The sequence below is a fragment of the Mycobacterium sp. AT1 genome (assembly GCF_002043095.1).
Taxonomy (GTDB): Bacteria; Actinomycetota; Actinomycetes; order Mycobacteriales; family Mycobacteriaceae; genus Mycobacterium.
Genome location: NZ_MVOC01000028.1, coordinates 17,324 through 30,268 on the forward strand (window position 1 = coordinate 17,324; position 12,945 = coordinate 30,268).

The window sequence follows — 12,945 nt, forward strand, 5'->3', positions numbered from 1 at the left end:
TCAAGTTCGGCACACTGACGTCATGACCGACGACACGGTCGCGACGGCTGATCGCGACCTCACCATCCAGCAGGTCTCGCGCCGCACGGGCCTTGCCGAGTCGACCCTGCGGTACTACGAGCGCATCGGCCTCATCGAGGCGGTGCCCAGGGATCCCAGCAGCGGTCACCGGCGCTATCCGGCCGACCTCGTCGGCGCCGTCGAGTCGCTGAGTTGCCTACGCGGAAGCGGCATGTCGGTCGCGGACATCAGGAGGTACGTCGCCAACATTCGGCGCGGCGCCGAGGCGACCGCCGACCAACGCAGGCTGTTCGAGGCGCACGCGGTGAGATTGCGCGACGAGATAGCCCGGCTGCAGCTGCGGGAGCGCTACGTTGCCGCCAAGGCGAAGATGTGGGCCGCCAGGGAGGCCGGTGACGTGGCCGCCGAACGCGAGATCGTCGAGACGGTCCTCGACCTCGGCGCCCGCCTGCTCACCGACGAGGCGGTGACCACCCATGGCTGAGCGTCAACGGCTGGTCCTGGTCACCGGCGGCTCGGGATTCCTTGCCGGACACGTCATCCTGCGACTGCTGTCGGGTGGCTACCGCGTTCGCACCACGGTCCGCTCGTTGGGCCGCGAAGCGGGCGTGCGGGCCGCGTTGGGGCGGGCGTCCGACGACGCCGTGCTCGAGTTCGTCGTGGCCGATCTGACTTCCGACGACGGCTGGGCGGCAGCCGTCGACGGTTGCGACGCCGTCCTGCACGTGGCGTCGCCGTTCCCCGCCCGCCAACCGGAGAACGAGGACGACGTGATCGTGCCTGCCCGCGAGGGCACCCTGCGGGTGTTGCGTGCCGCCTCCGCCGCAGGGATTCGACGGATCGTGCTGACCTCGTCGTTCGCGGCCGTCGGGTACAGCCCCAAACCGACGGGCGAGCCGTACGACGAGGGCGACTGGACGGACGCCGCCGCGCCCAACTCCCCCTACGTGAAGTCCAAGACGCTCGCCGAGCGCGACGCGTGGGAGTTCGCCGCCGCCAACGACGTCGAGCTGACGGTGGTCAACCCGGTCGGCATCTTGGGGCCCGTCCTCGGGACGGACCTGGCGACGTCGGTGCAGATCGTCAAGGAACTGCTCAACGGTCGACCTCCGCTGCTGCCCCACGCGTCCTTCGCGGTGGTCGACGTGCGTGACGTCGCCGACCTCCACGTCATGGCGTTGGAGGATCCGCGGGCGATCGGCGAACGATTCCTGGCCGCGGCCGGCCAGCCCGTGTCGTTTCCCGAGACCGCCGCGACGCTGCGGTCCCGACTGGGTCCGGCGGGGCGTCGCGTGCCCCGGCTGACGGCGCCCGACTGGCTGGTGCGGGCGGGAGCCCGGTTCGTGCCCGCGCTGCGCGAACTGGCCGGACTGCTCGGCGAGCCGAAGCGGATCTCGGCAACCAAGGCCACCGAAATGCTTGGCTGGCAACCTCGTCCGGTGGCCGACACGCTGGTCGACACGGCCCGGAGCCTGCTCGACGGCGGTCTCGTCGGACGCTAGTCGGTACCCCTCGCTGCGGCGAGCTTGGCCGGGTCGGAGGTGACTTCGTCGATCACGGTGTGGATGAACCGCATCTTCTCGAGCACCTTCGCAGGCAGCACGAACGGGTAGAGGTCGTCGTGGCCCATGGATCTGTTGACCATGTTCAGCGCCCAGGACAGTGGCAACCACAGGTCGATGATGGCGTCGAAACCGCTGGGGCCCAGGTTCCTTCGCTCGAACGTCGCCCCGGCCGGGGCGAAGCTGAAGGCCGCGGCCGTGTCAAGGGTGTCGCGAATGTGCAGGTAGTGCGCGAAGGTTTCCGCCCAGTCCTCGGCGGGGTGCATCGTGGCGTAGGACGACACGTAGTCGCGCTCCCACCCAGGTGGCGCACCTTCGCTGTAGTGCCGGTCGAGGGCGGCCTGATAGTCGGCCTCGGCGTCACCAAAGAGTTCGCGCGCCCGCTCCTGGTACTCGGGTGCCACTCCCACCAGTCGGTAGTAGTAGTAATGGCCGATCTCGTGGCGAAAGTGCCCGAGCAGCGTGCGATACGGCTCGGCCATTGCGATCCGCAGCTGCTCGCGGTGCACGTCGTCACCCTCGGCGAGGTCGAGGGTGATGACGCCGTTCTCGTGTCCGGTGAACACCTTCTCCATCGCACTGGACAGCAGGTCGAACGCCAGCCCGTAGTTGGGGTCGACGTCGCGACCGACGATGGGAAGCTTCAGGTCGACGAGCTCGACGATCAACCGGCGCTTGGCCCTCTCGGCGATCGCGAACGCGGTCATTGCCTGCGTGTCGGCGTCGTTGGGGCGCATCCGGGTCAGCGCGCACGACGTGCACAGCTGAGGCACGGGAGCCACCTTGACCAGCCAATTGCACTTGGCGGCATGGAGATTGGCGCACAGCCGGTACTCGCTGGCGTCGACTGCGCCGCCGTGCTCGCTCTCCTCACCCGTCGCGATGACCAGGAAGGCCATGTCGTCGAGGGAGAAGCCAAGCCGGCTGCGGCACGACAGGCAGACCGAGTTCTCGAAGGCCAGGTGCTGTCCGCAGTTGGGACAGATGAAGTCACGCACCGGCGACACCTCCGGCCAGCGGGGCCACGTCGACCGACACGTCGATCTTGCTGCTCTCCGAGTCGGTGTAGATGATGCCGCGCAGCGGTGGCACGTCGGCGTAGTCGCGGCCGAAACCTGCGACCACGTACCGCTCATCGACGAGCGCGTCGTTGGTGGGGTCGAATCCGAACCACTGGTTCTGAGGTGTCCACACCGACGCCCAAGCGTGCGTCGCGTCGATCCCGACCATGCGTTCCCTTCCAGGAGGTGGGTCCGTCGCGAGATAGCCGGAGACGTAGCTGGCGGCGAGACCGTTGGCGCGCAGACAAGCGATCGCAAGCCGCGCGAAGTCCTGACATACCCCTTCACGGGCCACCAAAACTTCCGCGACCCTGGTCGAGATGGTCGTCGAACCCGACCGATAGGTGAAGTCGTGGTTGATCCTGGCGTTCAAGTCGCGGAGCACCTCGACGAGCGGCCGGCCCGGCTGAAAGCTGGGCGCGGCGTAGTCGCGGACCGCGTCGGTGATCTCGGGCTGCTGCAGATCGAGGGTGAATTCGACGGCCAAGGCGCCGTCGGTGCCGACGGGCCGGGAGATCTCCCACGGCGCGAGCGCCGCTCCCCCGGTGTACAGCTCGTTCGGCGGCGGGTCGACCTCGACGATCGAGTGACTGGTGATGGTCAAGGCCCGATGGCGTTCGGTGACGTGGAAGTACGAGCTGACGTTGCCGTAGCCGTCGCGGCTCGTCGACCGGTCGGCCGCCTCGGGCTCGATCAGCAATTCATGGGACACGCACCGCTGCCGGGCCGAGTCCCGCGGCGTGAGGAAACCACGTCCGTAGGAGCTCGTCACGTCGTCGGAGTAGGTGTACATCGTCCGATGCGTGATCTCGTAGGCCCTCGTCCCCACCACGGAGGTCATGGCATGGCCCGCCTCTCGTCAGGGCCCCAGATCGGTTGCATCCCACCGGGAAGCGACAGGTGCGTTGCGGTGATGCGACGGGACAACTCCCGCAGGTCGGCATGGATGGCGCCCAGCAGACCGTCGAGCTCGGGCCGCATGCCGTCGGTGACGTCCTCGAGGTCGTCGGGGTCGAGCCGTCGCAGCCGCGCCCCGACCTCGTCGACCAGCCGTTCGGGGCCGGTGGATCCCGAGGACGAGGGAAGCGCCTTGAGGTCCACCCGCAGCCGTTCGAATTGATACGCCAACGAACGCGGGTTCTCCTCGTCGAACAACAGCAGATCCGCCACCGCAGCCACGCTCACCTTGCCCAGCGTGCGCCTGCGATAGATGACCGACGACTCGCAGGCCACCAACGTCGACTCCGTAATCGTCTGCTCGGCACCGCGACTGCGCGCCGTGGTGAGCGTGGCCCGCATCAGTGCGGTCAGCCAGATGCCCCGCTCGATGCGCTTGCCGATGTCCATCATCGTCCAGCCGACGTCGCGCACCATCGACTCCGCCGCCACGCCCGACATCGCCAACATTCCCGCCAGCGTCTGGCTGTGCGCGGTCGCCAGATAGCCGTCACCCTCGGTGTGGGAATCCGGTGGCATCGCCGAATGCCGCAGCACGGCACGGTCGATTGCCGCAAGCACCATCCAGGTGTCGTTCGACATCTGATCGCGGACCGCGCGGGCAGCCGACCCCAGCCGCTCCACCGACTGCGCCAGCGATCCGGCGCGCCGCCGGTCGGCGGTCAACGCCCACAGCGTCGTCGGTGCGATGGCGATCATCTCCGCGTCGTCCCCGGAGGCACCGGTGTCGGTACCCGTGATGCGCCCGAGCGCGGCCAAGAGGACGGGGACGCACTCACTGCCCGGCATGTCCTGGCGGTAGCGGAACTCGTGATGGCGCTCGCGGGTGACGCCGAGCAGTCGAGCCATGTTCTCGGCCCGTTCGCAGTAGCGCCCAAGCCAGAACAGGTCGGACAACACGCGCGGCGAGCTGACCGCGCGGGTCGGGCTCGGAGTGATCGACGGCAGATCCACCGAGGGGGCGGCCGTCCGTTCGGCCGTCACCCTGGTCGGAGACCTGACCCAGACGTCCTTGGCGGCAAGGGTGTTCATCCGGTAGGCGGCGTTGCCCGGCTCCAGCAGGTAGCCGAGACCGCCTTCCATCGGGGCGTATCCGCCGCGCTGGGCGACGGTGAACAACCGCATGCCCGTGCTGCCCGGCGACAAGCCGTTGGGTGAATGCGCGGTGGGCGCCGAGGAGAACTGCGGCAGTTCCTGACCGACCCACTGCCACGGGGTGGCACCGATCCGCGCCGCCAGGTTGTCGCGTTCCTCGGTCGTCAGCGCGGGTCCGACGATGGGTTCGCCACCGTTCACCGGTCGAATCAGCAGCGTCGAGAGGTGGCTCAGCAGATGCGAGCGTTCGACGTCGACGCCACCCCAGTACATCGGCGCCGTGGTCAGCTGCGGAACTTCGCCGACGAGGAGCTCGGCCAGTTGCGGCAGGAACCGTTGCACCCCTGGGCTTTCCATGATCCCACTGCCGAGGGTGTTGACGACGGTGACTGCACCGCGGCGCAGCACCTCGACGAGACCGACGACACCGAGCCGCGAGTCCGACCTCAGATCGAGTGGGTCGGCGTACGCGGCGTCGACCCGGCGGAGCACGACGTCGACGCGTTTGAGCGTGCCGAGCGACCGCATCCACAGCTTGCCGTCACGAACCACCAGATCGGCATTCTCGACAAGGGGGAAGCCGAGAACACTGGCCAAGTAGGCCTGGTCGAAGGCCGTCTCGGAGTGGATTCCCGGGCTGAGCACGACCACGACGGGTTGTTCGGCGGACTCCGGGGCGGCGTCGATGAGTGCCAGTCGCAGCGCCTGCGCCCACGGTGACGCCGGCCGCGGACCCATGCGTTCGTAGAGTTCGGGGAACGCGTGGGCGACCACCCGTCGGTCGGCGAGGGCATACCCGGCCCCCGACGGTGCCTGCGTCCAGTCGGCGTTGACGCGGAACTCGCCGGATCCGCCGCGGCTGACGTCGACTCCGTGCATGAACAACTGATGCCGACCGGGCACCTCGATACCGCGGGCGGCCCGGATGTAGCCGGGGTGGGAGAACAACAACTGAGGTGGCAGCACACCGCTGGTGATCGACCGGCGCGCTCCGTACAGGTCGGTCAACACGGCATCCATCAGCCGCGACCGTTGCACCAATCCGGCTTCAAGGGTTTCCCAGTCCGACGAGGAAATGACCATGGGCAGCGGGTCGAGATGCCACGGACCGGGTACCTGGGTGCCGTCTCCGTGCGTGACGGCGTCACCGGGATGATCCACCTGGACGAAGGTGATGCCGTCGTTGTCGACGAGGCTGCTGACCACCGAACGCAGCCGCTCGAGGCCGAATTGGCCGCGTTCGGCGACGCATTCGGCCATCTCCTGCCAGGCCGGCCGGACACCGCCCGCCGAGTCGACGAACTCGTCGTAGCCGCTGCCAGCCGCCTCACGGACGTCGAACAGCGACTCCTGTGCGCGAGCGGCCCCGTATTTCGCCAACAGGTCATGGGCACCGGTCTCAGCGGTGAAGCCGAGACCGGAGACGGCGGATGTGGGCTCCGGCGGGCCGCTGGTGCGTAAGACCATCACCGCAGCACGGTACGCACCCGACGCAGATCCACGATGCCCGGCGCGCCCACGTCGGTGGACTGACGGGCCTGTTTCTCCCGAATGTCGGACACGTCGACGTGACCGGGGGTGAATCCGGTGGCCTCGAACCGTCGTCCCCGTCGCGATTCCGCTTCGACGGCGTTGACGGGAGGGTTGTCGTAGGACCGGCCGCCGGGGTGGCTGACGTGGTACGTGCAGCCGCCCCGCGAGGTCCCGCTGGCGAGGTCGATGAGCTCGAACCGCAGCGGGTCGTCGACGGTGATGGAGGGGTGCAATGCGCTCGGCGGTTGCCACGCCCGGTAGCGAACGCCGCCGACCTGGACGTCGCCGTTGCCGGTCGCCAGCAGCGGGATTGGGTATCCGTTGGCGGTGACGACGTACCGGTCGCGGTCTGCGCCGATCAAGCGGACCTGCAGGCGTTCGACGGAGGAGTCGACGTAGCGGGCCGTGCCGCCTGCGGTCGACTCCTCGCCGAGGACGTTCCACGGTTCGATCGCGCCGCGAAGTTCGATCTCGACACCGTCGAACACGGCCGTGCCGACACGCGGGAAGCGGAACTCCGTGAAGGGATCGAGCCAGCTGGTGTCGAACGCGATGCCGTGCGCACGAAGATCGGCCGCCACGTCGGCGATGTCCTGAATGATGAAGTGCGGCAACAGGTACCGGCCGTGAAGGTTGGCCCCGTGACGGATCAGCGGCGCGCGCAGCGGCTTGTCCCAGAACCATGACACCAGGGAGCGCACCAACAGCGACTGGACCATTGCCATCTGGAAGTGCGGTGGCATCTCGAAGCCGCGGAGCTCCAACAGCCCCAACCGCCCCCGTGCGCTGTCCGGACTGTAGAGCTTGTCGATGCAGAACTCGGCGCGGTGGGTGTTGCCGGTGATGTCGGTGAGGAGGTGCCGGAGGGCGCGGTCGGTGATCCACGGCAATGAATTGTCTTCGCTCTCGGGTTCCGCTGTGAGGCGGGCGATCTCGGCGAAGGCGATCTCCAACTCGTACAGCGAATCCGGGCGGCCCTCATCGACGCGCGGCGCCTGCGAGGTGGTCCCGATGAAGCGTCCCGAGAACAGATAGGACAGGGCCGGGTGGCGCTGCCAATAGGTCAGCATCGACACCAGAAGGTCGGGCCGCCGCAGCATCGGGGACTCGGCGGGCGTGATTCCGCCGAGAGTGATGTGGTTGCCGCCGCCGGTGCCCCCATGGGTGCCGTCGACGTCGAACGACTCCGTCGACAGGCGCGTGAGTCGCGCTTGCTCGTAAAGGGTTTCGAGCTGCTGCCGCTGCTCGGCGAAGCTGGTGGTCGGGGCGACGTTGACCTCGATGACGCCGGGGTCTGGCGTCACCGACATCGTCGTGAGCCGCTCGTCGGACGGTGGCCCGTAACCCTCCAGCACCAGCGGACAATTGACCTCGGCGGCCGCCGCCTCCAGCCGCGACACCACGTCGACGAAGTGTTCGAGCTCCTCGGTCGGCGGAAGGAAGACGTACAGCACGCCGTCGCGGACCTCGGCGACCATCGCGGTGATGGGGGCGCCGTCGGCCTCCTCGACTTCGGGTTCGACGTCCTCCGAGTCGTCGTCGAGAAGCTTGCCGCGAGGAGCAAGGGGGTCCGCTTCGTGCGAGGCGCGGGGCGGCTTCCAGCTGACGGCGTCGAGCGGCAGGCGCAGGCCGGCCGGCGAGTCGCCCGACAGCAGCACGATGCGTCCCCGTCGGAACTGCCAGTCCGCGCTGGCCCAACCGGTTTCGTCCTCCCGGCGGTGCAGCGGCAAGACATACGCACTCGGTTCGGTGACCGACTGGTCCAACCGGGTTAGCAGATTCGCTCTGGCGTCGGGGGTGTCGGACTCGAGGTCGTCGCTGCCTGCCACCGGGTCACCGGCGGGCTGCCGAACCGCTGCGGCCAACTGGCCGAGGGCGTCCTCGTAGGCCGGTCGAACCTGGGAATCGGGCAGTCCGAGCCCGGTGGCCACGGCTCCGAGGACCCGTCCTGCCGAATCGGCAGGCACCGGGTCGGCGGGAGACTCGGCCCACGGGTCGGCGAGGAGCGCGGGATTGGTCCAGAGCGGCTGCCCGTCGGCCCGCCAGTGCAGCATGATCTGCCAGCGCGGCAACGGTTCTCCGGGATACCACTTGCCCTGCGATCGCTGCACCAGCCCCTGCGGCGCCCAGATTTCCTTGAGCCTGGCGGCTAGGGCCGAGGCCCGTTCGCGTTTGTGCGGTCCGTCGGCGTCGGTGGTCCATTCCGGGTCGACCTGGTTGTCGATGGAGACGAACGTCGGCTCGCCGCCCATGGTCAACCGGACGTCGGCCGCGGCCATCCGGGCGTCGACTGCGGCGCCGAGGTCGACGATGGAGTCCCACGCGGCGGGTGTGTACGGCAGCGTGACGCGGGGGTCTTCGTGCACCCGGGTGACGAGGTTGGAGAAGTCGAGCGTCACCCCGCACGGGTCGGTGGCTCCCGTGATCGGCGCGGCGGACGCCGGATGCGGCGTCGCCGACAGCGGGATGTGGCCTTCACCGGCGAACAGCGCCGAGGTGGGGTCCAGACCGATCCAGCCCGCGCCGGGAATGTAGACCTCGGTCCAGGCGTGCAGGTCGGTGAAGTCGGCGACGGGTCCCGACGGCCCGTCCAACGCCTTGACGTCCGACGTCAGTTGAACCAGGTAGCCCGACACGAAGCGGGCAGCCAGACCCATTTGGCGCAGCACCGACACCATCAACCAGGCCGAGTCGCGGCAGGATCCGATCGCGGTCTGCAAGGTGTGGTCCGGCGTCTGCACACCGGCCTCCATGCGGACGCTGTAGCCCACGTCGGCGTTGATGGCCCCGTTGAGCGCGACGAGGAAGTCGATGGTGCGGGTGCCGGGACGAACGGTGAAGTTTCTGACCCAGTCCTTGGCGAGCTCGCCGGGACCGGAGCCCTCGCCGTCCTCGTCGACCGGCCGCAGGTAGGGCTTCAGATCCTCCAGCAGCGCTTTCGGATATTGGAAGGGCCACGTCTCGGCGAAGTCTTCGATGAAGAAGTCGAAGGGGTTGATGACCTTCAGGTCGGCGATCAGGCCGACGGTGATCGTCAGTTCGCGCGTCCGAGTGGGGAACACCAGCCGGGCGAGAAAGTTGCCGAACGCGTCCTGCTGCCAGTTCACGAAGTGATCGGCAGGCTCGACCTGCAGCGAATACGCCTCGATCGGGGTGCGCGAGTGCGGCGCCGGACGAAGACGGACGACGTGCGGATGAACCTCTACCAGCCGGTCGAACGTGTAACTGGTCCGATGCTCCAGCCCCACCTTGATTCCCATAGGCGTTGATCCCACCACACCCGGACGGGGGGTGCATCGTCGAAGGGGGCGAAGTCAGCCCTGGGCGTCGCGGGCGATCAGGGTGCCCTTGGGGCGCAACACCAGGACGAGAACACCGGCAATCACGATGCCAACCAGGTTGACCACGAGCTGGAGCGCCGACTTGGCGGCAACGTCCCACGCCCCGACCGTTGCTGCGACGACGGCAAAACCCGCCGCGGTCACGGTGTAGACGGAGATGAAGACGCCGACGAGTCCGGTCGCCTTCGCCGAGACCAAGGACAGCATGCCCGCCGCACCGGCCAGCAACGCCACGACGAAGGAGATGGGGCCGACCTTGAAGATGAAGTCGACCTCGCTGACGTGCTGGACGCTGTCCAGGGTCAACCAGCCGAGCGCTTCGGCGGCCATGGTGGCGAGCCCGGTGACGCCCATGGCGATCGGGAACCCGACGACGAGGGCCGTGGCGGCGCGCTTTGCCAGACTTCGCCTGCGCTGCACCAGCGCAACGGACAGCGCCGCCAGTGGACCGAACTCCGGTCCGAGCACCATCGCGCCCACCACGGTCACCGTGGAATCGGTGACGACCCCGACGGCGGTGAGCAGACACGCCAGGGTGAGAAACAACACGAAGGTGACCGACAGCGTGGACTCCTCGCGGGTGCGCCCGATCAGTTCGTCCCACAGCAACGCGTCGGCGGGATCTCCGACCGCCTCGTCCTCGGCGCGATGCGCGCGGGTGGACAACACCGTGTCGAGGACTTCGAGGGTGATCGCGCCCCGATGCTGGACGTCGAGGGCCTTGAGTTGGCGGATGAGGCCGTTGGCGCATTCGCGCGCGACGTCGGCGGTGATCTCGTCACCCACGGGGTCGAGCGCGGCGCCAGGGTAGAGCAACAGATTTGCCACGCCGACCTCCCCGCGGAGGATGTCGATCACCTCGTCGCGAAGGTCCTCCGGCGCGATCACACGCAAGTGCAGCACGGTGCGCACGTTAGCCCGAACATCACGCGGTCGAAACGAACTGGCGCTAAATGTGGGCACTCCACACGAACCTGTTGTAAATTCACATCGCTGTCACTCATTTCGCTATTTCGGCAGGAAACTGGAGATCAACGCTGTGAATTTTGCACAGTTTGGGTGTGCCTGACGTGGACGCCAAGGCGCGGCGGACGCGGATTGAAGAACGCGTCCACGCGGAGCGCGAAGTCGGCTACGCCGACCTGGCCGCCGAATTCGACGTCTCCGAGATGACGATCCGGCGCGACATGGAGGCGTTGGAGGCCTTGGGCGTCGTCCGTCGGGTGGTCGGCGGCGCCATCGCGTTGAAGGGCAAGGACAGCGAACCGACATTCGAGACCAGGATCGCCAACGCCGCAGAGGAGAAGCGTCACATCGCCGATGCAGTGGCCGAACTCATCGGGCCCGGCGAGACGCTGATCCTCGACTCCGGGAGTACCGCACTGGCGGTTGCGCAGTCCCTCCGCGGGCGCCGCCTTGGTTTGACCGTTCTCACCCCCAGCGTTCTCGCCGCGTTGGAACTGGTCGACGAAGCCGACACCACCGTCGTGCTGACCGGTGGCGAGCTGCGCCCCAGCGAGCTCAGCCTGATTGGCCCCGCGGCCGAAGACACCCTCTCCCAATACAACTGCGACACGTTCGTGATGGGCGTGGCAGGCATCGACGGTCTTCGCGGCATCTCCGACTACCACCAAGCCGACAGCAGAGTGAAGCGCGCCGCGATCGCGCGCGCCGACCGGGTGATCGTGGCCGCCGATCGGAGCAAGCTCGGCAGGGTCACCTTCACCAGCATCGCCGCGCTGGGCGACATTCACGTCATCATCACCGACGGCGATCCCGAACACCCGACCCTGGTCGCCGCGCGCAAGGAAGGCGTCGTGGTCGTGTGCGTCGACGGACTTGACGCCCCCGCCGGCGAGGTCGAATCGCTGTGAGCACCAAGACCATCGGCGTCGACGTCGGCACCACGGGCACCAAGACGGTGGTCTTCGACACCGACCTCGGCATCGTCGCCCAAGCCTCGCGTGAGACGGCACTGCACTCACCCGGCCCCGGGTACGCCGAAGCCGACACCGGCCAATGGCACCGCAACGTGGTCGACTCCATCCGAGAGGCCCTGCACACCAGCGGAATCAAGGGCGAGTCGGTGACGGCGATCGCCGTCACGGGCATGGTGCCCGCCGTGGTGGCGCTCGACGACCGCGGTCAGCCGTTGCGTCCCGCCATCCTCCAAAACGACGCCAGGGCGCACCGTGAAGTTGCCGACCTCGCCGGAGCACTGGCGGACGTCGACCTGGTGACGATGACGGGGTCGGCGCTGACCCAACAGTCGGTGGCGCCGACCACGGCGTGGCTGCGCACGCACGAACCGGACGTCTACGAGCGCACCGCGCACTTCGTCGGCTCCTACGACTGGGTGCTGACGGCCCTCGGCGCCGACGTTCACGTCGAGCAGAACTGGGCGCTCGAGTCGGGACTGTTCACCATCGACGGCGACGTCGCGGCACCCGTCCTCGCAGCGGCGGATCTCGACCCCGGCAAGCTCGCCCCCGTCCACCGTCCTGGCACCAAGGTCGGCGAATTGAGCAGCGAGGCGGCACGTTCGACCGGCTTGGCGGCGGGCACTGCGCTGATCGTCGGCGGCGCCGACCACGTCCTGTCCGCCTTCGCGGCGGGGGTGAACGAACCCGGCGACGCCCTGGTCAAACTCGGCGGCGCAGGCGACATCCTGGTCGCCAGTGACACCCGGGTGGTCGACGAACGCCTGTACCTCGACGCCCATCCCGTCCCTGGCCACTGGTTGCCGAACGGGTGCATGGCCACCAGCGGCAGCCTGATCAGATGGTTTCAGACGCTCGTCGGCGGTGCCGACCTCGCCGACCTCGACGTCGACGCCACTGCCACCGCACCGGCGGAGGTGCTGTGCCTGCCGTACTTCCTCGGCGAGAAGAGCCCGCTGCACGACCCCGACCTCCGCGGCGTCTTCGCCGGCATGCACCTGGGCCACGGGCGCGCCGACCTCTACCGGTCGGTGTTGGAGGCGATCGCGTTCGGGTTCCGGCATCACGTCGACGTCTTCACCGACATAGGCATCGCACCGCGCCGGGTGATGATCACCAACGGCGGGTCGAAGTCCACGCTCTGGAAGCAGATCCACGCCGACGTCCTCGGCATCGAGATGCGGCCCGTCAGAGGACATCCCGGTGCCTCCCTCGGCGCCGCCGTGATCGCTGCGGTCGGCGTGGGGGCGCTCGACGATTGGTCCGACGCCGCCCGGTTCGTCAGCTTCGACCCACCCGTCGTGCCCGACCCGACCCGACGCGCAATCTACGACGACGCATATGAGAACTGGCGCCGCCTCGGAACGGCGGTGGCGCCCATCTCACACGCGATGGCGAGACGTCCCCGAAGAGATTTCGACAAGTGAAAGGATCT

At 68.3% G+C, this 12,945-nt stretch carries 9 protein-coding genes; 4 read left to right on the plus strand and 5 right to left on the minus strand.

The window, feature by feature from the left end:
- Positions 1 to 22: 22 nt before the first annotated feature.
- The gene (locus B1790_RS13815; RefSeq protein WP_079923790.1) at positions 23 to 505 is read left to right on the plus strand and encodes a MerR family transcriptional regulator; all 483 of its coding nucleotides are present in this window, start codon (positions 23 to 25) and stop codon (positions 503 to 505) included.
- Complete coding sequence (locus B1790_RS13820; protein WP_079923792.1) at positions 498 to 1,523, plus strand: aldehyde reductase; 1,026 nt, start codon at positions 498 to 500, stop codon at positions 1,521 to 1,523. The genes B1790_RS13815 and B1790_RS13820 overlap by 8 nt, the downstream gene beginning before the upstream one ends.
- Here B1790_RS13820 and B1790_RS13825 read toward each other — a convergent pair.
- From B1790_RS13825 to B1790_RS13845, 5 genes are read right to left on the minus strand one after another with little or no spacing between them, the layout of a single operon-like run.
- Entirely contained in the window at positions 1,520 to 2,581 is a 1,062-nt protein-coding gene (locus tag B1790_RS13825) for a putative zinc-binding metallopeptidase (protein WP_079923905.1), read from the minus strand. The genes B1790_RS13820 and B1790_RS13825 overlap by 4 nt on opposite strands.
- On the minus strand, positions 2,574 to 3,485 hold the full coding sequence (locus B1790_RS13830) for a transglutaminase family protein (protein ID WP_079923793.1): 912 nt from the start codon (positions 3,483 to 3,485) through the stop codon (positions 2,574 to 2,576). The genes B1790_RS13825 and B1790_RS13830 overlap by 8 nt, the downstream gene beginning before the upstream one ends.
- Complete coding sequence (locus B1790_RS13835) at positions 3,482 to 6,163, minus strand: circularly permuted type 2 ATP-grasp protein (RefSeq protein ID WP_079923795.1); 2,682 nt, start codon at positions 6,161 to 6,163, stop codon at positions 3,482 to 3,484. Before B1790_RS13835 ends, B1790_RS13830 begins: the two co-directional genes overlap by 4 nt.
- Entirely contained in the window at positions 6,163 to 9,489 is a 3,327-nt protein-coding gene (locus B1790_RS13840) for a DUF2126 domain-containing protein (protein WP_079923796.1), read from the minus strand. Before B1790_RS13840 ends, B1790_RS13835 begins: the two co-directional genes overlap by 1 nt.
- Before the next feature lie 54 nt (positions 9,490 to 9,543).
- Entirely contained in the window at positions 9,544 to 10,473 is a 930-nt protein-coding gene (locus tag B1790_RS13845; RefSeq protein WP_079923906.1) for a DUF389 domain-containing protein, read from the minus strand.
- 158 nt (positions 10,474 to 10,631) lie between these two features.
- Between B1790_RS13845 and B1790_RS13850 the strand changes: the two genes are divergently transcribed.
- On the plus strand, positions 10,632 to 11,444 hold the full coding sequence (locus B1790_RS13850) for a DeoR/GlpR family DNA-binding transcription regulator (protein WP_079923797.1): 813 nt from the start codon (positions 10,632 to 10,634) through the stop codon (positions 11,442 to 11,444).
- Positions 11,441 to 12,937, plus strand: coding sequence for an FGGY-family carbohydrate kinase (locus B1790_RS13855; RefSeq protein WP_079923799.1), 1,497 nt, complete (start codon positions 11,441 to 11,443; stop codon positions 12,935 to 12,937). Before B1790_RS13850 ends, B1790_RS13855 begins: the two co-directional genes overlap by 4 nt.
- The last annotated feature ends 8 nt before the right edge of the window (positions 12,938 to 12,945 follow it).

Coding starts and splice junctions, on each gene's coding strand:
- B1790_RS13830 (WP_079923793.1), bottom strand. CDS start 3,485: ATGACCTCCGTGGTGGGGACGAGGGCCTACGAGATCACGCATCGGACG.
- B1790_RS13820 (WP_079923792.1), top strand. CDS start 498: ATGGCTGAGCGTCAACGGCTGGTCCTGGTCACCGGCGGCTCGGGATTC.
- B1790_RS13835 (WP_079923795.1), bottom strand. CDS start 6,163: ATGGTCTTACGCACCAGCGGCCCGCCGGAGCCCACATCCGCCGTCTCC.
- B1790_RS13815 (WP_079923790.1), top strand. CDS start 23: ATGACCGACGACACGGTCGCGACGGCTGATCGCGACCTCACCATCCAG.
- B1790_RS13840 (WP_079923796.1), bottom strand. CDS start 9,489: ATGGGAATCAAGGTGGGGCTGGAGCATCGGACCAGTTACACGTTCGAC.